At 68.6% G+C, this 25,692-nt stretch carries 23 protein-coding genes; 5 read left to right on the top strand and 18 right to left on the bottom strand.

Annotated features, from left to right (window positions below):
- Positions 1-191 precede the first annotated feature (191 nt).
- The 6 genes from OID54_RS28565 to OID54_RS28540 all read right to left on the bottom strand — a co-directional run bounded on the left by OID54_RS28565 (position 192) and on the right by OID54_RS28540 (position 7,482).
- Positions 192-1,619, bottom strand: coding sequence for a GntP family permease (locus tag OID54_RS28565; protein ID WP_329024099.1), 1,428 nt, complete (start codon positions 1,617-1,619; stop codon positions 192-194).
- A gap of 152 nt (positions 1,620-1,771) precedes the next feature.
- Positions 1,772-2,899: a glycerate kinase gene (locus OID54_RS28560; RefSeq protein ID WP_329024097.1), complete on the bottom strand. Its 1,128-nt coding sequence runs from the start codon at positions 2,897-2,899 to the stop codon at positions 1,772-1,774.
- Positions 2,900-3,081: 182 nt separating this feature from the next.
- On the bottom strand, positions 3,082-4,149 hold the full coding sequence (locus OID54_RS28555; protein ID WP_329024095.1) for a CdaR family transcriptional regulator: 1,068 nt from the start codon (positions 4,147-4,149) through the stop codon (positions 3,082-3,084).
- A gap of 244 nt (positions 4,150-4,393) precedes the next feature.
- Positions 4,394-4,591 carry a hypothetical protein gene (locus OID54_RS28550; RefSeq protein ID WP_329024093.1) on the bottom strand — a complete coding sequence of 66 codons (198 nt, stop codon included), beginning with the start codon at positions 4,589-4,591 and terminating at the stop codon, positions 4,394-4,396.
- Positions 4,592-4,786: 195 nt separating this feature from the next.
- Positions 4,787-6,598 (bottom strand): sacsin N-terminal ATP-binding-like domain-containing protein, encoded by a 1,812-nt coding sequence (locus OID54_RS28545; protein ID WP_329024091.1) that lies wholly within the window; start codon positions 6,596-6,598, stop codon positions 4,787-4,789.
- Positions 6,595-7,482, bottom strand: a complete 888-nt coding sequence (locus OID54_RS28540) for a hypothetical protein (protein ID WP_329024089.1) — start codon at positions 7,480-7,482, stop codon at positions 6,595-6,597. The genes OID54_RS28545 and OID54_RS28540 overlap by 4 nt, the downstream gene beginning before the upstream one ends.
- Positions 7,483-7,778: 296 nt before the next feature.
- On the opposite strand from OID54_RS28540, the gene OID54_RS28535 reads away from it, so the two are divergent.
- The 3 genes from OID54_RS28535 to OID54_RS28525 all read left to right on the top strand — a co-directional run bounded on the left by OID54_RS28535 (position 7,779) and on the right by OID54_RS28525 (position 12,799).
- The gene (locus tag OID54_RS28535; RefSeq protein WP_329024087.1) at positions 7,779-8,396 is read left to right on the top strand and encodes a chloramphenicol phosphotransferase CPT family protein; all 618 of its coding nucleotides are present in this window, start codon (positions 7,779-7,781) and stop codon (positions 8,394-8,396) included.
- Positions 8,397-8,521: 125 nt separating this feature from the next.
- The gene (locus OID54_RS28530; RefSeq protein ID WP_329024086.1) at positions 8,522-9,028 is read left to right on the top strand and encodes a DinB family protein; all 507 of its coding nucleotides are present in this window, start codon (positions 8,522-8,524) and stop codon (positions 9,026-9,028) included.
- Between the two features lie 132 nt (positions 9,029-9,160).
- Positions 9,161-12,799 (top strand): nSTAND1 domain-containing NTPase, encoded by a 3,639-nt coding sequence (locus tag OID54_RS28525; protein ID WP_329024084.1) that lies wholly within the window; start codon positions 9,161-9,163, stop codon positions 12,797-12,799.
- Between the two features lie 432 nt (positions 12,800-13,231).
- On the opposite strand, the gene OID54_RS28520 is transcribed toward OID54_RS28525, so the two are convergent.
- From OID54_RS28520 to OID54_RS28510, 3 genes are all read right to left on the bottom strand, one after another.
- Entirely contained in the window at positions 13,232-13,987 is a 756-nt protein-coding gene (locus OID54_RS28520; protein WP_329024082.1) for a DUF2637 domain-containing protein, read from the bottom strand.
- Positions 13,980-14,168: a hypothetical protein gene (locus OID54_RS28515; protein ID WP_329024080.1), complete on the bottom strand. Its 189-nt coding sequence runs from the start codon at positions 14,166-14,168 to the stop codon at positions 13,980-13,982. Before OID54_RS28515 ends, OID54_RS28520 begins: the two co-directional genes overlap by 8 nt.
- 515 nt (positions 14,169-14,683) lie before the next feature.
- Positions 14,684-14,977, bottom strand: a complete 294-nt coding sequence (locus OID54_RS28510; protein ID WP_329024078.1) for a hypothetical protein — start codon at positions 14,975-14,977, stop codon at positions 14,684-14,686.
- A gap of 377 nt (positions 14,978-15,354) precedes the next feature.
- Here OID54_RS28510 and OID54_RS28505 point away from each other — a divergent pair, with 377 nt between their 5' ends.
- Positions 15,355-16,830, top strand: a complete 1,476-nt coding sequence (locus OID54_RS28505) for a cellulose binding domain-containing protein (RefSeq protein ID WP_329024076.1) — start codon at positions 15,355-15,357, stop codon at positions 16,828-16,830.
- Between the two features lie 120 nt (positions 16,831-16,950).
- Here OID54_RS28505 and OID54_RS28500 read toward each other — a convergent pair whose 3' ends face one another.
- On the bottom strand, positions 16,951-17,586 hold the full coding sequence (locus tag OID54_RS28500) for a helix-turn-helix domain-containing protein (RefSeq protein WP_329024075.1): 636 nt from the start codon (positions 17,584-17,586) through the stop codon (positions 16,951-16,953).
- 58 nt (positions 17,587-17,644) lie between these two features.
- Between OID54_RS28500 and OID54_RS28495 the strand changes: the two genes are divergently transcribed.
- Positions 17,645-18,652, top strand: coding sequence for an NAD(P)/FAD-dependent oxidoreductase (locus OID54_RS28495; RefSeq protein ID WP_329024073.1), 1,008 nt, complete (start codon positions 17,645-17,647; stop codon positions 18,650-18,652).
- A 113-nt stretch (positions 18,653-18,765) separates the two neighbouring features.
- Here OID54_RS28495 and OID54_RS28490 read toward each other — a convergent pair whose 3' ends face one another.
- Genes OID54_RS28490 through OID54_RS28455 form a run of 8 tightly spaced genes read right to left on the bottom strand, consistent with a single transcriptional unit; the run spans position 18,766 to position 25,691 of the window.
- Complete coding sequence (locus tag OID54_RS28490) at positions 18,766-19,269, bottom strand: MarR family winged helix-turn-helix transcriptional regulator (RefSeq protein ID WP_329024072.1); 504 nt, start codon at positions 19,267-19,269, stop codon at positions 18,766-18,768.
- A complete protein-coding gene (locus OID54_RS28485; protein WP_329024071.1) occupies positions 19,270-20,160 on the bottom strand; it encodes a class I SAM-dependent methyltransferase in 891 nt (296 codons plus the stop codon).
- Positions 20,153-20,686, bottom strand: coding sequence for a VOC family protein (locus OID54_RS28480; protein ID WP_329024070.1), 534 nt, complete (start codon positions 20,684-20,686; stop codon positions 20,153-20,155). The genes OID54_RS28485 and OID54_RS28480 overlap by 8 nt, the downstream gene beginning before the upstream one ends.
- Positions 20,683-21,030, bottom strand: a complete 348-nt coding sequence (locus OID54_RS28475; protein WP_329024068.1) for a hypothetical protein — start codon at positions 21,028-21,030, stop codon at positions 20,683-20,685. The genes OID54_RS28480 and OID54_RS28475 overlap by 4 nt, the downstream gene beginning before the upstream one ends.
- Positions 21,027-22,127 (bottom strand): class I SAM-dependent methyltransferase, encoded by a 1,101-nt coding sequence (locus OID54_RS28470; RefSeq protein WP_329024066.1) that lies wholly within the window; start codon positions 22,125-22,127, stop codon positions 21,027-21,029. Before OID54_RS28470 ends, OID54_RS28475 begins: the two co-directional genes overlap by 4 nt.
- 20 nt (positions 22,128-22,147) lie before the next feature.
- A complete protein-coding gene (locus tag OID54_RS28465) occupies positions 22,148-23,710 on the bottom strand; it encodes an ABC transporter substrate-binding protein (RefSeq protein ID WP_329024064.1) in 1,563 nt (520 codons plus the stop codon).
- Positions 23,707-24,663: an ABC transporter ATP-binding protein gene (locus OID54_RS28460; protein WP_329024062.1), complete on the bottom strand. Its 957-nt coding sequence runs from the start codon at positions 24,661-24,663 to the stop codon at positions 23,707-23,709. The genes OID54_RS28465 and OID54_RS28460 overlap by 4 nt, the downstream gene beginning before the upstream one ends.
- Entirely contained in the window at positions 24,660-25,691 is a 1,032-nt protein-coding gene (locus tag OID54_RS28455; protein WP_329024060.1) for an ABC transporter ATP-binding protein, read from the bottom strand. The genes OID54_RS28460 and OID54_RS28455 overlap by 4 nt, the downstream gene beginning before the upstream one ends.
- Position 25,692 lies beyond the last annotated feature (1 nt).

Here is a 25,692-nt window from a genome sequence, read left to right as displayed (position 1 = left end):
CTCAGACTCCCCACCACCCCGACCAGCGGGCCTTTCCGACAGTCAGGGCGGGACCCGGAAAGGGGGCGAGGGCGGAACCCGGGGTCGGAATCGGCGGTCGACCCGGGGCTCCGCCCTGACTGTGGGAACCGGTGGTGGCAGCGGCCGGCAGGAGCCCGCTGCCACCATCGGCTTCAGGGAACTACCGGGGGCTACAGGACGAAGACTCCGATGAGCATGACCGCGGCGAGCGCGGTGACGCCCTGGACGAGGGTCGCCGCCGTATGGGCCCGGTAGGCCGTCTTGACGTTCATGCCGGAGAACTGTGAGACGACCCAGAAGTAGGAGTCGTTGACATGGCTGACCACCATCGAACCCGCACCGATCGCGAGGACCGCCATGACCTGGCCGATCGGGATCGCACCCATCGTCCCGTCCAGACCCAGCGCGGGCAGGAGCGGCTGCGCCAGGGTGGAGGTGATGATCAGGGCGGCGGTGGTGCTGCCCTGCGCGGTCTTGAGCAGTGCCGCGAGGGCGAACAGGACGAGCAGCGCCGTGAGTCCGCTGACCGCCGAACCATCACCGATGAGGGTGCCGATGTAGTCGGCCATCGGGGTGCCCTTGATCACCGCACCGAACGCACCGCCCGCACCGGTGATGACCAGGATCGGAGCCGCGTCCACCAGTCCCTCGGCGACCCATGTGGTGAGCGCCTTGGCATCGAGCTTCTTCGGGAGCAGCAACAGTGCCAGCAGCACACCGATGAGGAGGGCGTTGACCGGGGCGCCGAGGTCCTTGAGCAGACTGCCGAAGGCGCCGTCGATCACGGTGCCGTCACCCGAGGGGAAGGCGGCGACCGAACCCACAGCCATCAGCACGATCGGCAGGAGGATCGGGGTGAGGGCGCGGGACAGGCTGGGGAGGTGGTCGAACTGCTCCTTGTACTCCTCGAACGTCTGCTTGGCGTCGGGGAGCTTGCTCTCCAGATTTCCGGTGCGGCGCAGCGCCCAGGCCAGTCCGGCGAGGGCGGCGACGAGGGAGACCGGGATGGAGAAGAGGATGACCCAGATCAGTCCGTCGGAGCCGATGCCGACGTTGCCGGCCGCTGCGATCGGGCCGGGGGTCGGTGGCACGAAGGTGTGGGACGCGTACAGGCCGGTGGCGAGTGCGGTGCCCAGGACCACGGGGTTCTTGCCGGTCTTGCGGGCGATCGAGCGCTGGAGCGGCGAGAGCACCACATAGCCGGAGTCACAGAAGACCGGGATGGAGACGACCCATCCGATCAGGGACATGGCTATCGCGGGGTGGCGTTTGCCCACGACCTTCAACACGGCTTCGGCGAGGGTGACGGCCGCGCCCGTGCGCTCCAGCACCTTGCCGATGATCGTGCCGAAGAGGATCACCAGACCGATGCTGGCCAGGATGGCGCCGAAGCCCTCGGCGATGGTGGTGCCGAGCTTGTCGACGTACGCCTGGTCCGAGCCGGTCGCGGCTCCGATGCCCATCGCGACCAGGCCGAAGCCGTAGGTGGCGAGGACGATGGCCAGGAACGGGTGCATCTTGAATCGGCCGCACAGAAGAATGATCAGGCCGATACTTGCCGCCAACGCGGCGAGCAGGGCGGGTCCAGCGGTGCTCATGGGACTCCTTGCGGGGACAGGAACGGCGTTGCGGGTACGGGGAGGGAAGGGAGCCGGTCCTGAGCAGGACGGGAGCCCTCGGGTGGGTCAGGCAATGCGGTGCGCCGGTGGGTTCGGCGGGGTCAGTGCGTGCGGTGGGCCGGGGGGAGGGGTCAGCCGGACCGCAGGCGTACGGCTTGTTCGGCGGCGTTGGCCAGCAGCCGATCCGCCGACTCGGTCATGAAGGACAGCGCCCGGGGACCGTCAGCGATGCTGAGCGCGGCGGTCAGACCGATCTCGTGCAGTTCGTCGATCGGGTGGACGATCTCGCCGGCGAGTGCGACGGCGGGGACACCACGCTCCCGGGCGAGCCGGGCGACGATGGAAACGACCTTGCCCGCCGCGCTCTGCCGGTCGAGCCTGCCTTCTCCGGTGATCACCAGGTCGGCGCCGGCGAGCGCCGCCGGGAGTCCGACGGTGTCGGCGACCAGTTCACAACCACGGACCGGCTCGGCGCCCAGGACGGCGACCATGCCGCCGCAGGTGCCGCCGGCCGCTCCGGCGCCGGGCAGATCGTGCACCCGTACGCCGAACTGTTCGGCGAGCACATCGCCGAAGCGGGCGAGGGCGCTGTCCAGTTGCCGTACCTGTTCGGGGGTGGCGCCCTTTTGCGGACCGAAGACCGCGGCTGCACCTTCGGGGCCGACCAGGGGGTTGGTGACGTCGCACGCGATGCGGAAGCGCGTCTGGCGGACGGAGTCCTTCACCCCGCTGACGTCGATGCGCGCCAATTGTGCGAGCGCCGCGCCGCCGGGGGGCAGTTCGGCGCCTTCGGCGTCCTCGAACCGTACGCCGAGCGCACGCATCAGACCGGTACCGCCGTCGGTGCTGGCGCTGCCACCGATGCAGACGAGCAGGTCGCGCGCTCCGCGTTCGATGGCGTCGGCGATCAGTTCGCCGGTGCCGGTGGTGTCGGCGTGCAGGGCGTCCCGCTCCCCCTCGGCGAGCAGGGGCAGTCCCGATGCGGCGGCGAGTTCCACCACCGCGGACCCGCCGTCACCGGAGAGCACATAGCGGGCGGGGACGGGACGACCGAGGGGGCCGGTGGCACTCAGGGTGACTTCCTGGCCCCCGGTGGCACCGAGGATGCAGTCGAGGGTGCCTTCGCCACCGTCGGCCATGGGGACCCGGACCACTTCCGCGGCCGGCAGGGCGCGACGTACACCCGTCTCGATCGCCGCGCAGACCAGGGAAGCAGAAAGGCTGCCCTTGAAGGAGTCGGGAGCGATAACAACACGCACAGAACCAGGCCCTTCGGGAGGAATGAGCACATCCGGGGAGTCCGATGAGCTGTGTCGGAACTCTAGGTACTGGGGTGCCCGGTCAGTATTGGCCCGGATGACGAACTTTTCCCCCCTGTGCACACCCGAGGTTGTGCACGGTGCACAACACGGATCTGGCGCAGTGGGCCGATCCCGACGATTCAGTCGAGCTCGGTGAGATGCAGGGCGACCTGGAGGACGACCGCGTCCTGGAAGGAGCGGGGATCGCGCGAGGTGAGGTCCTCGATCCGGCCCAGCCGATAGGCGAGGGTGTTGCGGTGCACATTGAGCGCCAAGGCGGCATCGGTGATGCTGCGGTCCTGGGCGAAGTACACCCACAGGGTGTGTCGGAGCTCGGCGGAGAGCGTGCCGAGGATGCGTTCGGCGGTGGCGTTGCGGGTGTCGGTCGCGATCCGGGCGAGCAGTGCCGGGAGTTCCAGGTCCGACAGGCGCACCTCGCCGACGAGCTTTCTGCGCATCGCGAACCTGGCCTGCCCGGTGCGTTCCACCAGGGCGGCGAAGTCCTCTGACCGACCGGCGTCGAGGACACCGATGTCCTTGCGGCTCTCGCACAGGGACACAAGGCGGCGGCGCAGGGCCACGGCGGCGGTGCCACCGGCCACGGCCCACACCGCGCCCTCGGCGTCGGCCGCGACCAGCACGGCCGCCTCGTCCACTTCGAGCCAGCGGTACAACTCGCGGGGGTCGGCAGCCGTGTCCTGCTGTCCGCAGTGCAGGACGAAGAGGGTGTACGGGGCCTCCACCCGGCAACCCGCGAGTTGCTGGCGTTGACGCCAACTCTGCACGGTGAGCCGTTCGGCGACGAGGTCCTCGACGATCTGCTGTCGCACCCGGTGGCGCCAGCCGGCCTCACCGAGGAACGCCTGTTGCATGACCATCAGCTCGGCCAGGTGCGCGATCGCCCGGGCGATCTCACCGACATCCCGCGGCTCACCACTGACACCGACGACACCGACGATCTCGTTGTCCAACCGCAGGGGCAGGTTCACACCGGCCCGGGTGCCGTGGAGGGTACGGGCCTCTTCCCCGGTGACGGAGAAGGGCAGCCCCGTCTCCAGTACCCGTCGGGCACCCTCATGGAGGCTTCCCACGCGCGATCGATCGCCACTGGCGGTGATCACACCTCGCTCATCCATGATGTTCACGTTGACCCCGAGGCGGCCGACGATGTCGTCGACAATGGCCTGAGCGGTCGTGCCGGCAATCATCGGGCCAAGATACCCGCGTAGACGGAGTACGCCAGGGTTCGTGCACCAGGGTTCGCGACCGTTGTGGGTGTCGCGGTACGACGATGAAGCTGCCGGCCACTCCCCCGGCCGTCCTGCACCGCGCGAGTCCCCGTACGGCATCTCGTGGACGGCGGGCAGTGCTGGAGGGGTGGCGGCGGGGATCAGACCGGGTCAGTGGGCGGTGTCGACGCGCACCGACCCGGTGTGATCCCCGCGCACGACCTCAGCCGAGGATGTCGTAGATCCCGCACTGCGCGGACTCGGAGTCCACCACGAAGCCGGGGCTGCACCCCACGACGATGCGCGGGTCCTGCTCGATGGTGATGATGATGTCGCCGAAGTCTTGGGCCGAGGCGGTGGAAGCGCCGGCGATGCCGGCGACGGTGAGCGCGAGGGCGGCCAGCAGGGTACGCATACGCATGGATCTGTCCCTTGGTCGTGGATGAGCCATCGAATGTGAACGTCGAGCGGACACTACCGACGCGGCGTGATCGTGACGGTGTCCACATCGCGCTGCGCCGACCACGGCACCCGATCGGCCCCCATCCCACGGGAGCGAGGTCCGGCCACGGGCTGCGGCCGGACCTCGCTCCCGAAGAATGGACACGTCGAAGGGCTACTCGACCGTTCGGGCGAAGCGCGCCCAGTCGGTGAACTCCCAGTCCCAACGACGGCAGACCCGCTCGCGCGGCAGATCCTCCTGCGAGGGGTCGAGGAGCATCAGGGCGACATGGCGACCGTCTCCGACGATCACCGCCAGCAGATAGCCGCCCTGGGTCGTCAGCATCAGGGACATCTCGTTGTTCGTCATGGCGAACCGCGCGTCGGGACGGTCGACCTTCTTGACCTCGATGCGTACGGGTCGCCCCTGCGCGTCGATGCCGTCCAGGTCGTAGCCGACGTTCTGCCCGCTGACGTCCTGCAGGCTCCAGCCCTTGCCGTTGAGGAACTCCATGGTGGCGATCTCGGCGGTGCGCCAGCGCGCCAGGACCGCCGGCAGGGAACCGTCCGGCGCGGGGGCGGCCTTGGCTGCGGACACCACCGGGGCGGTGGGCGGCGGCGGTGGCACGGCGGGCGCCGCCGCTTCGACGAGTTCCCGTTCGACCGGGGTGAGCTTGCGGCCGTGTGTACGGGCGAGTTCCTGGAAGTGCCCGCCCAATCGGCTCTGGAGCGGTTCGGAGAGTACTTCGCTCCCCCGTGCGCTCAGGACCGCCGACAGATCGAGCGTCTCCAGTCCAAGGACCGCCTTGACGGCCCGCGCGGCCGACTGGTTGCCGGGGGCATACAGCGCCGCGGGCGCCCCCGCGGGAAACACAGCCGCCACGTCGTCGGGCTCCAGCAGGACGCCGGAGTACGCGAAGGGCGGGCGACGGGCCGTCATCTCCTGCCGGAGCGCGGTGACCAGGAGCTTGCTCGCCGATGTGCCCGGGGACACCAGCAGGTTGCGGATGTCCTCGCCCTCCAGAACCAGTTGCCACAGCCGATCGAACACGGGATCGCCCGGGGTGCGCAGCCTGTCGGCGATGGCCCGGGCAGCGTCCGCGAGGACCTGTCGGGTGGATTCGTCGGCGACCACGGCATGGGTGCGCGAAGGATCGGTGAGGAGGTCTCCCGAGACGACGACGGGCAGACCGACCTCGTCGTCGAGGGGAAGGAAGCACGCCAGTCGGCCGCGCAGTCCGGTGAGCGTCATGGCCCGGGCATTCAACGGAACGGCAACGGTCGCCCGGCCGTGCACCAGGACCCCGAACCGGGCTTCGCCCTCCGCCAGCCGAAGGACGATGTCCGAGGCGTCGCGCTCGATGTGGATGTCGCGCTTGCCGACGTCGGAGCTGATCTCGATACGCCGCACGTTCCGTAGGAAGAGCGCGCTGATCGGGTCGAGGGCGTCGAACCCGGCATCCGCTTCGGGTCGGCAGGTCACGGTGAAGACGGCGCCGTGCACCGGGTCCCCGCGGTGGATCTCGGAGGGTATCCGGATCAACGGGATGGCGTTCGGGCTCATCTCCCCGAGCAGCGCGGCCGAGGCGGCACGGTCGAAGGAGAAGCCCACATCACCGGAGCGCACGTCGATGCGGGTGGCGACCGCGGCCAGCGACTTGAAGCCGATGCCCCGGTAGCCGATCGAATCCCCACCACGGGTCTTGGTGGAACTCGCACTGCGGCACAGCGCCTCGACGTCCGCGGCGTCGAGGAGGCGTCCGTCGTTGGTCCAGCGAAAGCGCCCGCCGCCGAGGGCTTCGATGCGTACGGTGCCGGAGCCCGCGTCGTCGGAGTTCTGGAGCAGTTCATACGGGACGCGATTGCGGTAGGTCTCGGCGAGCAGCCCCTCCATGCGCGCGATCTCCCCGAAGAGACCGGGCGCCTGGGTGTGTTCGCGGACCAGCGCGTCCTGGAGTGCGGTGAGTCGAGGGACGAGCTCGCTCACAGGTCTTCCGCATCGACGAGCCGGACGACGACACGCACCGGCTGCCCCGCGTACTCGTCGAGGTCGTCGCCGACGTCCGCGATCCAGCGCGGCTGGCGCCCGGGAAGCTTCCCCCCGTCCTGGACGGCGATGTGGCCGTACAGGCTGACCTCGCGCTTTTGCAGGAGGAACCCGGCCTCGTCGAGCACTTCCACCACCAGACCGGGCAGGGCCACCTCGAAGGGGCACTCGTCGTCGAGGGTCGCGTCCTGATCGCGCCAGTCCTCGGCCGCGAGGTGGTCGGCGAGCAGTTGCTGCGCCGTACCGAACTCGGCGGAGCCTTCGAGGTGGACCCGCAGCACCTTGTCGTAGGAGTCACGGAGGATGTGGGCGCTGCTGGTGTTGAGCCGCAGTCGTACGGACTCGTGGGTAGTCTCGTCCAGCACCTCGATCGGCAGGGCGGTGAAGTTCGTCGGCGGCAGGCTCAACCCCGAGTCGATCTCCTCCACGTCGAAGGCGGTGAGGCGCAGGGCGATGTCCTCGGCCTCAAGGGGCTTCTTGCACTCCCATGACGCGCTCTTGAGGGAGATCCGCTGGGGGCGCTTGCTCACCTTCTTGACGGTCTCCAGGACGACTCGCTCGTACCGGGGGGCCGCGGAGGAATCCTCCCGACGGCTCAGGGCGATCAGCAGGGGTGGCGCGTAGTCACCGCCGCCGAAGCGGTCCGTCCAGTCCTCGGGGAGGAACCGGACCGTGCCGGAGACCGCTATCTCCTGGAAGTGGTCCTTCTTCCCGTAGCTCTTGGTGACCAGTCGCGCTTCGACCTCGTCGATCTGCCATCCCACCAGGGACAGAGAGAGGTCGTCGACCTCGATATTCAGCGTCTGAACAGACTTGTCACTCATTGTCCTGCTCGCCCTCCCCGCGGTGGTGCACACTGCGCACGCCAGGATCCGATCTGGCAAACGGACGATACCGCCTGTAAGGGTCGTTCAGGTCGGTGGGGGAAAGGAGAGGGTTCCCGATCCGAAGGCCCGAGGTAGCCCGTGCCCGCAGGGATGCTCGGGGCCGAGGTCGGGCTCTGCTCTCGGACCCTGCCGGGTGTGCCGTGGGGCCGGGCGACCGGGAGGATGTGCACCGACGGTAGGTTGGTCCGGGTGAGGCCCGACGATGCATCCCCGCAGACCGTGAGCGAGCGACGATGACGACCACACCAGCCGCCGCAGCGGACGGGCCTGTCGACCGGCCGGAGGTGTCGGAGACCGTCGGCGGTCTCGTCATCTTCCTCAACGGCACGTCGAGTTCCGGCAAGTCGAGCATCGCCCGCGAGTTGGCCACGCAACTCGAAGACCCCTGCTTCCATCTACCGGTGGACGCCTTCCACGCCATGCGGTCGAGCCCCGCACTCGCACCGGATCGGCTACCGGCCGTCCTCAAGCGCACCTGGATGGGGTACCACCGCGCGGTGGCCGGCATGGCGGCGGCCGGCAACACCGTCATCGTCGACTACGTACTGAGCGAGCCGTGGCGCCTGAGGGAATGTGTGGCGCTCCTTCGCCCCCAGGACGTCGTCCTCGTCGGTGTGCACTGTCCGCTGCCGGAGTTGGAACGCAGGGAACAGGCCCGGGGCGACCGCCTCGTGGGGCTGGCCGCCCACCAGTTCACACGGGTCCATGCACACGGCCTGTACGACCTGGAGTGCGACACCAGCACCACCACATCGGCCGAGTGCGCCCGACGGATCAAGGACTTCCTACCGTCGCGGCCCACTCCCACCGCCTTCGAACGCCTTGCCGCGCTCGGCCCGGCCCCCTCCTGAGCAAGGCCCTTCCCGCACCTGCCGGCATGGCCGTTCGTCACATCCGAGGACTTGCCGGGCGGTGCCGCCGTCCGCACCGGGTCGCACCCGGTGTGGCGTCGGTACGGACGGGCAGGAAGGACCGCATGGAGACGACACTGCCGGACGGACGCCCCGTCCCACCCCCTCAGGCCGATGAACGCGCCATGCTGGAAGCCTGGTTGGACTTCCACCGCGAGACCCTCGTACTGAAGTGCGCGGACCTCGACGACCACCAACTGCGCACCCCGTCCGCTGCACCGTCCAGCATGACCCTTCTGGGCCTGGTGCAGCACATGGCGGAGGTCGAACGCAATTGGTTCCAGCGGGTGTTCGCCGGAACGGACATCGCTCCGGTGTACGGAACGTGGGACGGCGACGGTTTCGCCCTCCGATCCGACCGGGGGTGGGAGCAGGTCCTGACCGACTGGCGGACCCAGATCGCACGCGGCCAGGAATTGGTCAGGGACGTCCCCCTCGACGCATGTGCCCGTACCGAGGGGCAGGAGTTCTCGTTGCGTTGGATCCTGATCCACCTCATCGAGGAGTACGCACGTCACAACGGTCATGCCGATCTCCTGCGGGAACGGATCGACGGGGTCACCGGCGCCTGAGCCCGCTCACCGGCTGATCGACAGGGTCCCCACATCGGCCCGCTCACCGGGCCGGCGGTGGAGCGTGGCCCTCCGATCCATCGCACCCTTCGGTTCCCCTACGCTCGCAGTCATGGGGGAGGGAGCCTGATCATGGGACGTCGGGAGAAACCGTTGGAGCCGGAGGCGGGGCCGGTACAGCGCTTCGCATCCGAGCTGAGGGAGTTACGCCGTACGGCGGGGGGCCCGACCTATCGGGCGATGGCGAGGAGTTGTCCATACTCCGCGCCCACGCTCTCGGTCGCGGCGGCAGGTGAGCGCCTGCCATCCCTCGCGGTGACGCTCGCCTATGTCGTGGCCTGCGGCGGGGACCCGGAGTTGTGGGAGAAGCGTTGGCACATGGCCGCCGCCGACGAGGCCGGCAACACGCGCGACGACGGCGCCGAAGCCCCGTACCCCGGTCTGGCCCGCTACGAGCCCGAGGACAGCGACCACTTCTTCGGCCGGGACGCACTCGTGACCGAGCTGCTGGAGCTCATCGGTCGGCGCCCCTTCGTCGCGCTCGTCGGGGCGTCCGGCAGTGGGAAGTCATCGCTGCTACGGGCCGGGCTGATCCCCGCCGTCCGGGCGTCGACGGACGGCCCGGAGGTGATCCGCATCCTCACCCCGAGCCCGCCGCACATCCGCGATGGGCTGCTCAGCGAAGGCGCGCTGGTCCTCGTGGACCAGTTCGAGGAACTCTTCACCGTCTGCCGCAACCCGGTGGAACGCAACGCCTTCATCCAAGCGCTGCTCGACTCCCCGGCCAGGATCGTCATCGCCGTCCGCGCCGACTTCTACGGCCGGTGCGCGGAACACCCGGCACTCGCCGCAGCCTTGAAGGAAGCCGTCCTGTTGGTGGGACCGATGACGGCCGAACAGTTGCGGGAGGCCGTGGTGGGCCCCGCCACCGCGGAGCAACTCACGGTGGAGCGGGCGCTGACCGCCCGTATCGTCGCCGACGCGGGCGCCGAGCCCGGCGGGTTGCCGCTGGTGTCGCACGCCCTGCTGGAAATCTGGCGGCGCCGACGCGGCCGGACGCTCACCGAGGCGGCGTACGAGTCCATCGGCGGCCTCCACGGGGCGATCGCCCACACCGCCGAGGGGGTCTTCGCCGGCTTCACCGAACCGGAGGCGCACGCCGCCCGCGTACTCCTGCTCCGGTTGATCACCCCGGGCGAGGCGAGCGCGGACACCCGTCGCCCCGCCCAGCGGGCCGAGTTGGAACTGTCACCGGAGTCGACCCTCGTGCTGGAACGACTGGTGCGGGCCCGGCTGCTCACCATCGACGACCAGGCGGTCAATCTGGCCCACGAAGCCCTGATCACCGGCTGGCCCCGATTGCGGCGGTGGATCGAGAACGACCGCGAAACACTCCGCATGCACCGGAGGTTGACGGAGGCGGCCGGCGTCTGGGAAGAGTTGGGGCGGGACGAGGGCGCACTGTACTGGGGCGCACAACTGGAGTTGGCACGGGAGGCGTTCACCGAATCGGACGCGCTCACCCCAGAGGAACGCGCGTTCCTCCTGGCCTCCACACAGGCCCATGACAAGGCCCGGCGTGCGGGTGCCCGGGCCACCCGTCGACTGCGGTTCCTCACCGCGTGCCTCTCCCTGCTGGTCTGTCTGGCCACCATCGCCGGGGGGATGGCCTGGTGGCAGAGCGAGGTGAGCCAGCGACGCGCCGTCGATGCGGAAGCCCGCCGAGTGGCGCAGATGGCCGACACCATGCGGGAGACCGATCCGGCCACCGCCATCCGGCTGAGTCTGGCTGCCTGGCGACTGGCAGATCTCCCGGAGACACGGCGGGCGCTCTTCGCGGCGGCAGCCCAGTCCGACATCGCGTCATTCACTCCGCCGTGGACCTCCGCGCCCGGGTTCATCAACGGTCAGCACCGCCTCAGCGCGGACGGTCAGACAGTGATGAGCGTCGGTGCGAACCACATCGACCGCTGGGACGTGTCGAGCGGCAATCGACTTCCCCAGCTGAAGATCCTGGAACGCAGTTGGACACGGGTGATGGAGATCGCCCCCGATCTACGGACCGCCGTCGTCCGCGTGGCACGCGGAGTCCAGTTGTGGGACCTCTCGTCGAGCACACCGACGGGCCAGGTACTGACCTCGCCCCACGGATTCTCCCAATCCTGGTTCACGACGCGCGGCCATCTGCTCGCCCTGCACGAACAGGGGCGATCGGTGGGGCTGTGGAACATCCGGTCCGGAGCGAAGGTGCTCGATACGGGCGGCAGATGGGACACGATCCACCAGGTCGAGGTCACATCCGACGATCGCCTGCTGGTCTTCTGCGCCGATGAAGGCCCGCTCCAGCTCTGGAACGTCCGCGAGCGGCGCCGGATCGCCACACCCTGGCTCGACCGCATCGGCAGCTGTGCGCGGAACTCGTTCCGGTTCACCCCGGAGGGAGGGACGCTGGCGGTCGCCACCGCCACGGGTGTCCGTCGCTGGGAACTGTCGTCGGGACGGGAGTTGGCCCGGGTCGGGACGACACCCCAGTCCGATCTTGCGTTCAGCGCAAACGGAGCCTATCTGGCCACGCTCGGCGACGGGGAGATCCTGGTCTGGCGCATGACCTCCCCCACCCAGCCCATGCTCCGCTTCCCCGTACACGGCAGGAACGTCTTCGCCCTCCGCCTGGACATGTTCCGGGGTGTGCTGCGCTATGCGATGGGCCAGAAGCACGCCTTCACCGTGCGCACCATCCATGTGAGCACCCCCACGCGTGACGTGGCACAGGAAGTACCGCTCACAGCTGCGAAGTACAGCCCGGACGGCACCGCGCTCGCCACCGTCAGCGCTGGACGGTACGAGCTCCGCAATGGCGACGGCACCGGACGCCTGGGGGAGCTTGAGCCCGCCCCGGCGGCCTGCGACGTGGACTGCGCCCGCTTCCTGGCGTTCGACCGCCACTCCGAGACCTTCGCGTATCTCCCGGCGTCGGGCCGGGTCGTGGTGTGGAACCTGAAGAACGTCAGACGCACCCGGACGCCCCCGGTTCCCCCCGGTGTCACGGCTCTGGCCCTCATCGACTCACTGGGCAAGGTCGTCGTGTCCCGTACCTATGCGCACCTTCAGTTCGTGGACGCGCTCTCACTGGCTCCAGGACAGAAGGGGGCGGTGTGGTCGAATCTGGTCGAAGACCGCCCGGGTACAGTCCTCGCGACGGGCGCGTACGACTCCCTCGTGACCTCGGCCCGGCAGCGCATCACCCACGACTCGAACGGGATGTCAGCCGACCACTTCATCGCCCATGGGGAGGGGCCGCTCACGGCGGTGGCGGTCAGCAATGACCGTGAACTGATGGCAGTCAGCGACGTGGACGGGCGGATCACCCTGTGGGATGGCGAAGGGAGGCGAAGGATCAGTGTGCTGAGCGCGGGCGACCCACTGGACAGGACGGTCGATGCGACACCTCCGGCGCTGGCCTTCTCCCCCGACAGCCGCAAACTCGCGGTCGGCGAGGCCAGCGGTGGAGTACGGGTGTGGGACACCGCCTCGCCCCGTTCGCCGGGGAAACCGCTCCCCCAGTCCTACGGGCCGGTGTTGGCGCTCTCCTTCACCCCCGACACCCGGCAAGTACGGGTGACCACCCCGCACACGGCGTCCCACACCTGGTCGCTCGACGCCAGCCACACGGCCGAGGCACTGTGTTCCCGACCGGGGCAGTCCTTTCCCAAGGCCGAGTGGAAGACCTATCTCCCCGATGTTCCGCATCGGTCCATCTGCCCCGGCTGAGCCGCCCGCGCCGGCGGACGTACGCCACGAGGCACGTCCGCCGGCGACGCCAACCGGAGCCCTATACAGTTCCCGCCACGCCGGAGCATCGAGAATCGGCGTGGCGCAACAACTGCGCCCATAGCCCCGCATCTAACATGGAGAAAACCACCGAAGCCATGCGATATCCCACATATGATCGTCGCATCGCGCCCAGGCGAGCCCACATCGGATGCGCGGGACTCGGCCGAGCTTGATCACGGGTGTGACCTGAGGGGGCCTCCCTCGTTCAACACATCATGATCGACAAGTCTGGATCACCTGTCGGGAGCGGCCTGTTGGCCGCCGCGGGAGGATTCCGCACGGCGGCCCACCATCACGCGGGTCGCCCACACCCGCAACTGCGCCCTGTCGAACCTCGATGACCCTCTCTGGCCAGCCGGTTCCTCGCGGTCAGGCGTCGGTGCGCCGGCCCTTCCGCAGTCCGTCGACGGCAGTTCTGGCCCGGTGCGCGGCATCGGAGCGGACACGGGCGTGCCGGGGATGAGTGAGGGTGACCTGCCGGATGAACTGATGGAAGCAGGCCAGCGCCGCCACCGGCGGAATGGCCGCGACCGACACACCGGGCACCGTCTTCGTGGCATGCGCGATGCACAACACCATCGCCACACCGGTGAAGCACACGACGATCAGCCAGGCGTGCAGGGCCTGCCGTCGATGCATCGCGGCGCGCAGGATGGACAGACAGGCCACCAACCAGGGCCCGAAGACAAGGAACGGCCATCCTCGGGCCAACTCGTCCGGAACACCCACCAGCGCCAGATAGCGCAGGGGGTCGTAGGAGACCAACGCACTGAGCATTCCGACGGCGGTCATCAAAAAGGCGGTCATCATCGCAATGATCGCGCTCAACAGCCGCGTTCCGCTCGGCCAGACGATGGGCTTGCGCGGCTCGCGCACCTTGCGCCGACTGTGCGAACGCGGCCGGGGAACTGCGGGCGGCGCCGCGGGAGTGGCCCGCAACAGCAGGGTCAGCTCATCGTCCCAGTCCATCGTCGGCTGCCCGATGTCATGATCGAGGAGATAGGGCTGGTACATCTCCTGAGGTTGCGTCAGCTCGTCTTCGACCCTGCGCACGCTGTCCCGGTACCAGTCGTCGGGCCCCACCTGGGGATACCCATGGTCAAAGGGGTCCGGCGGGTCATACATGCCGCACCGGCTCGCGTTTTCCCTCATCCGCCCGGAGCGCCGCGGGGGGCGACGTCGGGGGACATCCCTCGAAGCGGGTGCGGAAGTCCTCCCTGATGTTCTCCAACCTGGCCAGGAAGTCGGCCAGGATGTCGGCGCAGAACGGCGGGGGCTGCAACCTGACGATGTTCGGGTCGCTCACGTCCGGAACGATCTGAGGGCTGCGCATCGGCACCGCCCTTCCGGGCACGGGAGCGAGGGCGGCGAGGTCACGGACGGGTGGGGCATCGCATTTCAGTGGTGTCACGCCGAGCCAACGATCCCGACGACCTCGCCGAAATGGGTCGATTGGGTGACTCGGCCCGGAACGGGGTGATCTCTTCAGCGCCCGCTTGACCTGTATCTCTACGTGATATGAGACAAAAAAGCCGATCTGATATCGGCGTCACTCGCCCGCCCGGCGCGTCCTACTGTCCGTTTGCCAGATAGATCCGCTACAGCACCCGAACGACCAAGAGCCCCTGGCCCCGGCGCCATGGGGCGCCTTCACTTCTACCTCCGGGGCGCTCCCGTTTCCTCGACGCGACTCAGGGAGGCTCCGACCGGGGGCATTCCGCCCGGCGTGGTCCGCTGCCGTGAGAGAGCCGGCCTCCGCATCGGCACTGGATACGGAGGCCGCGCATCGTGCACTCGGCACTCGGCTCTCGACATGACATTTCAGTTCACGCAGAGTGGCGGATCGGTGCCGCGTGAAGTGCGGTGCTGCGGCCGCCAGCCGAGGGCGTGGTTGATCACATTGCCGTTGGTGCAGTTGTTGGTGTGGTCGGCCAGGTAGTCCCCGAGTACGGGGACGACCGCCACCTCCTGGAGGCAGACCGCGGCAGCGGTGAAGTTCCAGTTGTTGGCGGCGTTGACGCCGCCGCCGAAGTTGCTGTCGTTGTCCGCGTGGGCAGGGGTCGCGATGGAGACGCCCGCCAGTGCGACAACCGCCAGAGTGATGATCTTCTTCATGGTCGGTGAACGAGCAACGGTTGAAGGCGTTACGCCGTTGTGCGAACACGGCCGACCACCGCAGCGGGGCATGGCGCCTCGGGCCGGTGACCCCGCGGGCGGTGTGCCGCGGGCACATATCCGGGGAAATCCCGGGAGCGACCAGCATGGGTCCGAGGCAGACGGTCCTTCGTCTTGACGCGGCAGCCCGCGACCGATAGTCAATGCAGGCGGCTTTGGTATAGACCAAAGCCCGCATCGACCGGTACGGCTCGCGCTCGTTCCCCGTATGGGAGGCAGCAATGCGAAGACCATTGGCGTCCTTGGTCGCCACCGTCCTCGGGGTTCTCACCCTGTTATGCGCCCCACCCGCCTCCGCCACCAGCCCGTTGGTGCTGGTGACGGCAGAGTTTCGAAAGACCTCCTCCTGGGAGAACGGCTACCAGGGCACGTACACGATCAAGAATCACAGCCGTACGGCGCTGAGCGGTTGGACCGTTGAGTTCGATCTGCCCGCGAGCACCACCGTCGGCGCCCACTGGGACGCCCAACTCATCCGCCAGGGGAACCGCTACAGCTTCCGCAACGTGGGCTACAACGGGCCGCTCGCCCCCGGGGCCTCCACCACGTTCGGATGGGTGGCCCAAGGCAGCGGTGTGCCTGCGCAGTGCGTGGTCAACAAGGGCGGGCCCTGCGAAGGGGGCGGGGACATCACAGCGCCGACGGTTCCCACCGGTGTCCACATCACCGGGATCGAGGACGGGGCGCTCACCCTCAACTGGACGGCATCGGTGGACGACCAAAGCCCGGTGGTGAACTACGACCTCTTCGTCAACGGAGTGCGGTACGCGACCCTGGCCGGCGTCACCTCCTACCGTGTGACCGGCCTCCAGCCCGCTACGCCGTACACCTTCCAACTCATCGCGAAGGACGAGGCCGGCAACCAGTCCGCGTCGAGTAACGCGGTCACGGGCACCACCGGGGACCTCAGTCCGACGCGCACCAAGCCCACTGCGCCCTACGTCGACATGGGTGCCTGGCCCACTCCGAGTCTGAGCACGCTGGCTTCGGAGAGCGGACTGAAGAACTTCAGCTTGGGCGCCATCACCTCACCGACCTGCAAGGCGATGTGGTTCAACTACTACGACCCCCGGGCCGGGTGGGGCAAGGAGAACATCAACGCATTGCGGGCCACGGGCGGAGAAGTCAAGGTCACCTTCGGCGGTGCGGGCGGCAGGGAACTCGCCCAGAACTGTGACTCGGTGGACGCCCTGTTCACCGAGTACGACGCGGTGGTCAGACAGTACGACCTGCGCTATGTCGACTTCGACATCGAAGGCGCGGCCGTCAACGATCCGGTTTCCATCGCGCGCCGCTCGGCGGCCCTCGCCCGACTGCAACAGGCCCACCCGGGTCTGCGTATCTCGCTCACCCTGCCGGTCGCTCCATCGGGGCTGACACAGACGGGCCTCTCCGTGGTGACCTCGGCCCGCGATGCGGGTGTCGCGTTGGACGTGGTCAATGTGATGACGATGGACTACTTCATGGTCATCGACTACGGCGATGCGGCGATCCAAGCCGCGGAGGCCACGGTCACCCAGTTGAAGGCGCTCTACCCGGCCCGCACCGACGCCCAGCTCTGGGGGATGCTCGGGGTCACACCGATGATCGGTGAGAACGACGACCACCAGATCTACGACCAGGCCGACGCCCGGCAGTTGGTGGCGTTCGCGCGGAGCAAGAAGCTCGGCATGATCTCGTTCTGGGATGTCACACGCGACCGCAACGCCTGCACCGGAAATCTGTCCCTGTGCACCAACGTCCCGCAGTCGCCGTATGAGTTCTCCCGGATCGTCGGCGCCTACAACGGCTGACGGGCCCACGGCTGTCGCCCCCTCCGTCACCGCGGACAGTGGGCAGTGCGCAGTGGGCACGGAAGGCGCCGTCCCCGCCCCGAGGAGGAGCGGGGGCGGTGCCCATGCCGGAGACTGGTGCTACTCCTGCTGTTCCGCCGTCGCGGACTCCAGAGCCTTGCGTCCGCCGCTGGCCGGGCGGGCACGGACATGGACCCGCTCGCCCTGGCGACCGAAGAGGCTCAGCACCTCCACCGGATGCTCGCCCGTACTCCCGAACCAGTGGGGAACGCGCGTGTCGAACTCGGCCGCCTCCCCCGCACCCAGCAGCAGATCGTGCTCGGCGAGGATCAACCGCAACTGCCCGGAGAGTACGTACAGCCACTCGTACCCCTCATGAGTGAAGAGCTCCGGTGTGCTGCGGGACGTCGGAATGACCATCTTGAACGCCTGGAGCGGGCCGGGGTGACGGGTCAGCGGCAAGACGACAGCGCCGTTGATCCGCTGTGGTGTGATCCGCACGCGGGGATCGCCGACCTCGGGTGCGCCGACCAATTCGTCGAGGGGCACCTGATGGGCCTGGGCGATGGGCAGCAGCAGTTCCAGGCTTGGGCGCCGCTGGCCGGATTCCAGCCGGGACAGGGTGCTCTTGGAGATGCCCGTGGCCTCCGAGAGCGCAGCCAGGGTGACCCCGCGCTCCGTACGCAACTTCTTGAGCCGCGGGCCCACCTCGGTCAATGCCCTGGCGATGGCAGATGAGTGCTCCACGCCTCCCATTGCACACCCTCTTCCCGAAAACAGCAACAAACGTTGTCGCCCTGGCATGGAGATCCGCATGCTGACGGCAGAGGTGATGGCGATGGACGGCTTGAAGGAGGCACCGGTGGTGGACGAATCGATATACGACGTGGTGGTGGTCGGGGGCGGGGCCGCCGGACTCAATGCGGCACTGGTGCTGGGGCGGGCCCGACGCCGGGTCGCAGTGATCGATGCGGGCGAGCCACGCAATGCACCGGCCGCACATATGCAGGGGTTCCTCTCCAGGGACGGCATGTCGCCCGCGGCCCTGCTGGAAGTGGGGCGCGCCGAGGTCGCCGGCTACGGAGTGGATCTCATCGACGCGCGGGTGGAGCACATCGGGCCCGGGTTCTCGGTACGGCTGGAAGGCGGCGCCGCAGTGGCGGCACGCCGCGTCCTGGTGGCGAGCGGGCTCCGCGATGAGCTGCCCGATCTGCCCGGAGTCGCCGCGCGCTGGGGGCGCGATGTGCTGCACTGCCCGTACTGCCACGGCTACGAGGTGCGCGATCGGCCGCTCGGGGTGGTCGCCACCGGCCCGGGTGCCGTGCATCAAGCGCTGTTGCTGCCCGAGTGGTCGCAGGACGTCGTCTTCTTTACCCACGAGGCTCACGGGGCCCGCGGGTTCGCAGTGGGTGAGGACGAGCGGCGGCAGTTGACCGCACGGGGAGTGCGCATCGTCGAGGGTGCCGTCAAGCAACTGGTGCTAGCGGGCGACCAGTTGGTGGGCGTCGAGCTCGCCGAGGGACAGGTGGTGAGGCGCGAAGCCGTGTTCGTACAGTCCCGCATGGTGCCCCGCGACACGCTGCTGATCGCACTGGGGTGCGCGGTGGACGACGATGGCTGGGTGATCACCGATGGGGCCGGGCGGACCAGCGTCCACGGCGTCTGGGCGGTGGGCAATGTCGCCGATCGAAAGGCCCAGGTGGTGACGGCAGCGGGAATGGGCTCTGCCGCCGCGATCGCCGTCCACCAGGATCTCGTCGCCGAGGACACCCAGCGGGCGGTCGAGTCCCTACGGGCGGGGACCGCCGTCCCCGCGGTGTGACACCTCCTGCGTCGGGGCAGATCACCGGCCGATCGGAGTGATTCCCCCCGATCGGCCGGATTCCCCCGGGTCCGGGATCGTTCGGCGACCCGGAGGAATCCGCAACCGCTTGCTCATCGCGTGTAGACGTCGCGATCCCGGGCCGGCAGGGCCGCCAGTACCGCGGGCTCCAACCAGGACAACACCCTGGTCAGCACCCGCATGGTGGTGGCGAGGTCCTCGCCGCCCGCGATCTCCTCGATTTCCCGCTGAAGCCCCGAGATCACCGCGAAGACCGATGTCTCCAGGTCCCGCCCCAGCGGGGTCAGGGTGATGACCTGGCGGCGGCCGTCGGTCGGATCCGGCGAACGGGCCACCAATCCGGCCCGTTCCAGATCGGCGAGGAGAAGGGTCCCCGACGGTCGGGCGAGCGCGAGAGAGGTGACGAAGTCGTTCTGCAACATGCGCCCGTCGGGCGAACGCCACAGTCGGACCAGCGCCGCGGCCTGGGCATAGGTGACGCCCAAGGGCCGCAGCGCGACAGATAGACGGTCCTGTATGAGCCGTGAGGTCAGCGTCAGGAGACCGCTGAGGTGGTTCTCCGACCCGAGGAACGCGCCCTCACCGTTGTCCGCCACCTAACCGAGGTTACCCTTGACTGCCCGCCAGCTGGCGGACTGGCTGTGCCGCTCGACCATCACGATCTCCTCACAGCCCAACTCGGCCAGGATCGCCGGGTGGTTGGCCCGGGAGTAGTCGAGCATGAAGGGCTCGACGTTGTTGCGGACCATGCCCTCGCGCTGTCGCCAGTCCCGGTCGTTCTCGGGGATGGCCCAGTCGAAGAAGCCGAGGAACCCGCCCGGTTTGCAGACCCGCACCATCTCGTGGACGGTCCGTTCGATCTGGTACGTCGGCATCTCGTGCAGCAGATGCGACTCGTGGACCACGTCGAAGGTGCCGTCGTCGAAGTGGGAGAGCTCGCCCGAATCCATGTGGTAGAAGCTGACGTTGTCGATCCTCAACTCCTTCGCCCGTTTGCGAGCCCAACGCAACACCGAAGGGGAGAGGTCGACCCCGATCACTTCGGCATCGGGGAAGACCTGGGCGTAGACGAAGGCGGTCGCTCCCGTGCCGGCGCCGACCTCCAGGATGCGCTGGGGACGCACCCCGCGGTCGAGCACCTGGCTCTCCACCCACCACTGGATCTGTTCCCGCTTGCCGAGGGGGAAGTCCTCCGCCATGCGCTCCAGCCGGTAGCCCATGGACGGGTGCATCCAGTGCAGTCCGTTCATGTGGTGGACCGGGTTGGAGACGTAGTAGGAGGGGAAGTCGGCGGGGCGGTCCTGGCCGGGCGCCAGCAGATCCGACAGATCACCGGGACCGGTGGCCTTGGGCGCCCGGTTCATCTCCCACTTGATGATGGCGCGCGAGAGCTTGGGGTGCTTCTTGGCCAGCCGCAGGGACAGCAGGGTCGGCTTCCAGCCTTCGGGCAACGGGGGGCGCGGACGGGTCGTCGTCTGCTCAGCCATGGCTCACCTCCGGGTCGGGTACGTACTTGGGGTCGTCCAAGTACCGCGGGGTGTTCGGGTCTTCGAGGTTCTGCTCCTCGACGCACCGGTCATTGGGGGCCTGGATCTTGATGATGTTGTTGTCGGGGTCGAGGATCGTCAGGAGCATGCCGTACTGCCCCTTGAACTCCGGGGTGAAGTACGGGACGCCCATGGCCTCCAGATGGGCCCGGGTCGCGGCCAGGTCCTCCACCTGGTAGGTGACCGAGACGGGGGTGTCCCACACGTCGACGGGTTCCTTGCTGGGCACCCCGCGACCGGTGATCTCGATCCGCCGGTTGTCCGGGCCGACCAGGACGGCCATCCGGAACGGCCGGTTGGGCACTCGGATGGGGATGTCGAACTCCAGCTTGAAGCCCAGGACGTTGCGGTACCAGCGCACCGCCCGCGGCTGGTCGGTGGAGCGGATGGTGATCATGCTGGTGCGCCAGAGGATCGACCCGTCGCTCTGCAACGGCTCACGCTCCAGCCAGGCGGGTGTGCTCACGAGGCTGCCGCCTTGCCGGCCGCGGTCGCCTTGACGACGGCGTCGGCCTTGAGGGTGGCCTCCGGGCCCATGAGGTCGGCCGCCAGCGGGCCGAGGAGACGGTCGAAGAAGGCGTCCCGGTCGGTGCGCCAGGCCGGCTCGGCCTCCGCGGGAATCACATAGTCCTCGGCCGCTCCGGCGGGCAAAGTTCCCCCGTCGGTCAGCAGCTGCTCCAGTACGCGGACCCGGTCGCGCAGGACGTAGGTCTCGCCTGCCAGGGCCAACACCATGCCGAGGAGCTTGTCGATGGCGGGGTCGTCGAAGAAGACCATCTGTCCATCGACGATCTTGGGTGCCTGCTTCATTCCGGCTTCCTTCCCGTGACCAGACGCCAGCCGCCCGCACGTGCCCGACGCGGGTCGGGGGGAGCGGCAGAGCCGTACGCCTTCTTGTCGCCGTGCTTGAACGCGTCCACGACGGTCGTGACGACATCGGTGTAGCCCGCGTCGATGAGGGGCTTCTCCAGGTCCGCCCTAAAGAACTCGGACATAAAGGGCTCATTGTTGATGTGAGCGTGCCAGTCCATCATGAACAGGCCGTAGGTGGTGGGCAGTTCACCGGCGGTGTAGATGGCGAACTGTCCACCGGGCTCCAGTAGTCGGAAGCTCTCCCGGACGATCGCGGCCACGTGCTCCGCGGGCATCTCATGGAAGATCATCGTCGAGGTGGCGAGCTGGAACGAGCCCGACTCGTACCCGGTTTCCGCGGCGTCCTTCTGGACGAAGGTGATGGGCAACCCCCGGTCCGCGGCCTTGAGGTGCGCCCACTTCAGGAAGGGCGCCGCCAGGTCCACGCCGATGACCTCGGCCCCGGGGAAGGTCTCGGCAAGACCGAAGGTGCCGTCGCCGGTGCCGCAGCCCAGATCGATGATCCGACGGTACGGGCCCTTGGGCAGGGCTTCCGTCTTCGCCCGGTGGATCGAGCCGACGTTCTCCAGGCCCGCGAAGTGGATGCGGGTGCCGAAGTCATAGACCGGACCGTCCAGATCGTCCTGCCAGTAGCCGCCCTTCTCCAGGTGGTAGTCGGTGTCGGCGTAGTAGGCGGGCATCTCCAGCTCGGGATCGAGTTCAAGACCCTCGATGCCGGCGATCCGCTCCTCCAGTTCGGCCCGATGCCCTTCGATGTAGGCGTGGGTGCCGCGGGGGCCGTACTTCATCAGCAGTTGGGTGTGCCGCTGGAGGTACATGAAGTACCGGAAGAGGGCGGATTCCTCGATGACCTCCCCTATCTCGGTGGTCTCCTCGGGGGCGCGGCCGTGCTCCGCCGCCCAGTCCCCGGCCCGCTCGTCGAACGCGTCGAGGAGGGGATGGTGGAGCTTGGCCCAGCCGATCCGCAGTCCTAGGTAGAAGTCGAGATAGGCACGGTCGGTGCCCGTTACGGGTTGATCGTTGAGTCCCAGCATGATCGATTCTCCTGTTCTCCTTAACGGCTTGAGATGCTGACGCCCCGCAGGTTCAACCGACCGAGGAGCAGCGCCTTCTCGTCCAGGCCGCTGACCTCGGCGCGCTGGGCGACGAGGAGCTTGGGGTACACGGGCGGCAGTTCGATCGCCTCTTCGGCGAGGATCCGGTTCAACTTGCCGGCCAGTTGGGCGCGCTCGGCCTCGTCCGAGGTGGCGAAGAGACGACCGAAGTCGCGGTCGAAGGCGCCGTTGCGGTAGCCGGGGTTCTGTCGGGACGCCGCCCGGTAGACGGTGAACTGCGAGAGCGGCATGGAGCCGCCGACCAGCCCGTATTCCTGGACGGTGAGGGACATGTCGTAGTCGCGGATCAGCCAGCGGCGGTTCCAGTTCGCCGGATCGGCGACGTCCAGGGTGACCTTGATGCCGAGCCGGCCCCAGTTCTCGGCGAAGACCTGGGCGATGTCACGGGCCGCGCCGCTGGTGGACACCATGATCTTGAAGGTGGTGTCCTTGGAGACGCCCGACGCCTTCAGCAACTCCCGCGCCTGGTTCAGATCGGCCTTGGCCGGATAGGGCCGGTAGCCGGCGTCGTAGCCGATGACATTGGGCCCCAGCGGGCCCTGAGCGATCTCCGCCTCACCGTGGAAGACGGCCTCGCGCACGCCCTCGCGGTCCATGGCGAAGGCCAGTGCCCGTCGGAAGTCCGGGTTGTTGAACGGCTTGCGGGTCATGTTGAGCATGGCCCGGATGCCCCCCGTGCCCTGGATCTCGTGGAGCTTGAGGGACCGGTCGCGCTGGATGCCGGCGATGTCGACGGGCTGCACCCCGGTCGCTATGTGGATCTTGCCTTCCCGGAGGTTGACCAGCCGGGTGGACGGGTCGGGGACCGACGTCATCACGATCGCCGACAGTTGGGGCTTCGGTCCCCAGTAGCCGTCGAAGCGCTTCAGCCGCATGGACTGGCCGGTGACGACCTTGTCCACCTGGAACGGGCCGGTCGCCACCAGTTTGGCCTTCTCGGCGATGAAGTCCTTGTGGCTGATGGGGATGCGGGCCAACTGATCCGGCAGGATGCCGTACGGCATCCGCAGTTCCAGCCGTACGGTCAGCGGGTCGACCACCACCGCCCTGTTGAACCAGGGCGCCAGCAGCGACAGGAACTGACTCTTGCCCCGGCTGCCGGGGATGAAGTTGAAGCTGGCCGCGACGTGCTCGGCCGTGAGGTCGTCCCCGTTGTGGAAGCGGACGCCCTTGCGCAGTCGGATCGTGTACGAGACCCCACCGGGGCCCGCCACCGGCAGGGCGGCGGCCAGATGTGGGACGAGCTTGCCGGACGCGTCGTGGGTGAGCAGGGTGTCGGTGGCGGGCTCGGTCACCCAGCGGACGTTCTGGGAGTTGGAGTAGAGCGGCGCGAATCCCACCGGTACTTCGAAGAGCCCGACGGAGAGGGTGCCGGAGGAGCCGGACGACGAGGAACCGCCGGTGTCGTCCGCCCCCGCACAACCGGAGAGCGCGGCGGCGGCGATGGCGGCTGAGGAGATGCGCAGCACATCGCGTCTTGAGTGGCCTGGCAGAGCGTTCATGACGGGCTCCATGCGGTGAGGTGGCAGGCGGCGAGATGGCCTTCGCCGGATTCCCGCGCGGCGGGGCGGGTCTCCGCGCACTTGGGCAGGACGTGCGGACAACGGGTGCGGAACCGGCAACCGCTCGGCGGATCCACTGCGGACGGAACCTCCCCTGCGAGCGGGAGCAGTTCCTTGCGTCGTCGGGGGTCGGGCACCGGTACCGAGTCGAGGAGGGAACGGGTGTAGGGGTGGACGGGGTTGTCGAAGACCGCGTCTGCGTCGCCGGATTCCACGACGTGGCCCAGATACATCACCAACACCTGGTCGGCCAGCAGTCGCGCGACATCGATCTCGTGGGTGATCAGGAGGTACGTCAGACCGAGGTCGTCGCGCAGGTCGCACAGGAGGTTGACCAGGCTCGCCTTGACACTGACGTCAAGGCTCGCCGTCGGCTCGTCCAGGACGAGCACCCGGGGTTGGGCGGCGAGGGCACGGGCGATGGTGACGCGTTGCAGTTCGCCGCCGCTGACATCGCCCGGGTAGCGCAGCAGGAAGTCCGATGCCAGTCCGGTGACGTCCAGCAACTCCTGGACCCGTGCGGCACGCCCGTCCTTGTCCAGGTCGGGCCGGTGGATCAGGAGGGGCTGGTTGAGCGCGTGCCCGATGGTCTTGCGGCGGTTCAGAGCCGACCAGGGGTTCTGCGCGACCAGTTGGATGCGGCGCTCCCCCGCGATGGTGATCGAACCGGCAGTGGGTTCGGTGAGTCCGAGGAGCAGTTTGGCGACGGTGGACTTGCCGCAGCCGGACTCTCCGATGATGGCCAGGGTCTCGCCCGCGGCGATCCGGAAGCCGACGTCGTCGACCGCGTGCACGGTCCGCATGCCGCGGGCCCTGAACCAGGGAACGGATCCCTTCCCCTGCTTGAGCGAGAAGTGTTTGGTCAGGCCCTCGGCCTCGATGGCGATCGTCATGCCGCGGCCTCCCCCCTCGGCACACCGACGCCCGCCGCGTCCTCGGCGAAGTGGCAGCGCACCAGGGCCCCACCGACCGTGCGGTTCTCCGGCTCCTGTTCCCGGCACCGGGATTCGGCCCGCGGACAGCGCGGGGCGAAGGCGCACCCCGGCAGCCGGTTGGCGCCGGCAGCGGTCCCCTCGATCACCTTGATGCGTTCGCCGCGCTTGTAGCGGCTGGGCAGCGCCCGGAGCAGCGCCTGGGTGTAGGGGTGCCGGGGGTTGTCGAAGAGTTCCCCGATGGGGGCGGCTTCGACGAGGCGTCCCGCGTACATCACCCCGACCCGGTCGCAGACCTGGGCGATCACTCCGAGGTCGTGGCTGACGAAGACGACTCCGAGGCCGAGCCGGTCGCGCAGATCGAGGATCAGCCGCAGCACCTGGGCCTGCACGGTGGCATCCAGGGTGGTGGTGGGTTCGTCGGCGAGGAGGAGCGATGGCCGTCGCGCCAGCGCCGCCAGCATGATCAGGAGGCGCTGGAGCTGTCCGCCGGAGAACTCGAAGGGGTAGCCGTCGAGTCGTTCGGCGACCGCGCGCAGCCCCACTTGGTCGAGGAGGTCCACGATCTCGGACTGCGGCATGTCGCCGAGGAACCAGCGCAGTTGCTTGCGCAGGGGTGTGACGGGGCTGAGGGAGGTCATCGGGCGCTGCGGGACGAGTCCGATGCCGGTACCCCGGATCTGCCGCAGTTGGGCGGGCTTCATGGACATGAGGTCCAGGCCCTGGAAGCTCAGCTGCGAGGCGTTCGTCACCGCGACGCCCGGGAGCAGTCGCATGATGGCCGACAAGACGGTGCTCTTGCCGCTGCCCGACTCTCCGACCAGGCCGAAGACTTCGCCCGCCGCCAACTCGAACGTCACCCCTCGTACGGCGGGGACTTGGCCGCGTGCGGTGTCGAAGACGACGTCGAGGTCACGGACAGCGAGTAGGGGTTCGGTCGTCATCGCGGCTCCCGAGGCACCGGGGCGACGGTCGGCGGTACGGTCCACA

The sequence above is a fragment of the Streptomyces sp. NBC_00690 genome, from assembly GCF_036226685.1.
Classification (GTDB): Bacteria; Actinomycetota; Actinomycetes; order Streptomycetales; family Streptomycetaceae; genus Streptomyces.
Note: the sequence above shows the minus strand (reverse complement) of the source record. Positions and strands in the feature narration are given on the sequence as shown.

Coding starts and splice junctions, on each gene's coding strand:
- OID54_RS28475 (WP_329024068.1), bottom strand. CDS start 21,030: ATGAAGCAGGCACCCAAGATCGTCGATGGACAGATGGTCTTCTTCGAC.
- OID54_RS28460 (WP_329024062.1), bottom strand. CDS start 24,663: ATGACGATCGCCATCGAGGCCGAGGGCCTGACCAAACACTTCTCGCTC.
- OID54_RS28525 (WP_329024084.1), top strand. CDS start 9,161: ATGGGACGTCGGGAGAAACCGTTGGAGCCGGAGGCGGGGCCGGTACAG.
- OID54_RS28495 (WP_329024073.1), top strand. CDS start 17,645: ATGCTGACGGCAGAGGTGATGGCGATGGACGGCTTGAAGGAGGCACCG.
- OID54_RS28565 (WP_329024099.1), bottom strand. CDS start 1,619: ATGAGCACCGCTGGACCCGCCCTGCTCGCCGCGTTGGCGGCAAGTATC.
- OID54_RS28520 (WP_329024082.1), bottom strand. CDS start 13,987: ATGTATGACCCGCCGGACCCCTTTGACCATGGGTATCCCCAGGTGGGG.
- OID54_RS28535 (WP_329024087.1), top strand. CDS start 7,779: ATGACGACCACACCAGCCGCCGCAGCGGACGGGCCTGTCGACCGGCCG.
- OID54_RS28540 (WP_329024089.1), bottom strand. CDS start 7,482: ATGAGTGACAAGTCTGTTCAGACGCTGAATATCGAGGTCGACGACCTC.
- OID54_RS28550 (WP_329024093.1), bottom strand. CDS start 4,591: ATGCGTATGCGTACCCTGCTGGCCGCCCTCGCGCTCACCGTCGCCGGC.
- OID54_RS28530 (WP_329024086.1), top strand. CDS start 8,522: ATGGAGACGACACTGCCGGACGGACGCCCCGTCCCACCCCCTCAGGCC.
- OID54_RS28510 (WP_329024078.1), bottom strand. CDS start 14,977: ATGAAGAAGATCATCACTCTGGCGGTTGTCGCACTGGCGGGCGTCTCC.
- OID54_RS28470 (WP_329024066.1), bottom strand. CDS start 22,127: ATGCTGGGACTCAACGATCAACCCGTAACGGGCACCGACCGTGCCTAT.
- OID54_RS28485 (WP_329024071.1), bottom strand. CDS start 20,160: ATGGCTGAGCAGACGACGACCCGTCCGCGCCCCCCGTTGCCCGAAGGC.
- OID54_RS28555 (WP_329024095.1), bottom strand. CDS start 4,149: ATGATTGCCGGCACGACCGCTCAGGCCATTGTCGACGACATCGTCGGC.
- OID54_RS28500 (WP_329024075.1), bottom strand. CDS start 17,586: ATGGGAGGCGTGGAGCACTCATCTGCCATCGCCAGGGCATTGACCGAG.
- OID54_RS28465 (WP_329024064.1), bottom strand. CDS start 23,710: ATGAACGCTCTGCCAGGCCACTCAAGACGCGATGTGCTGCGCATCTCC.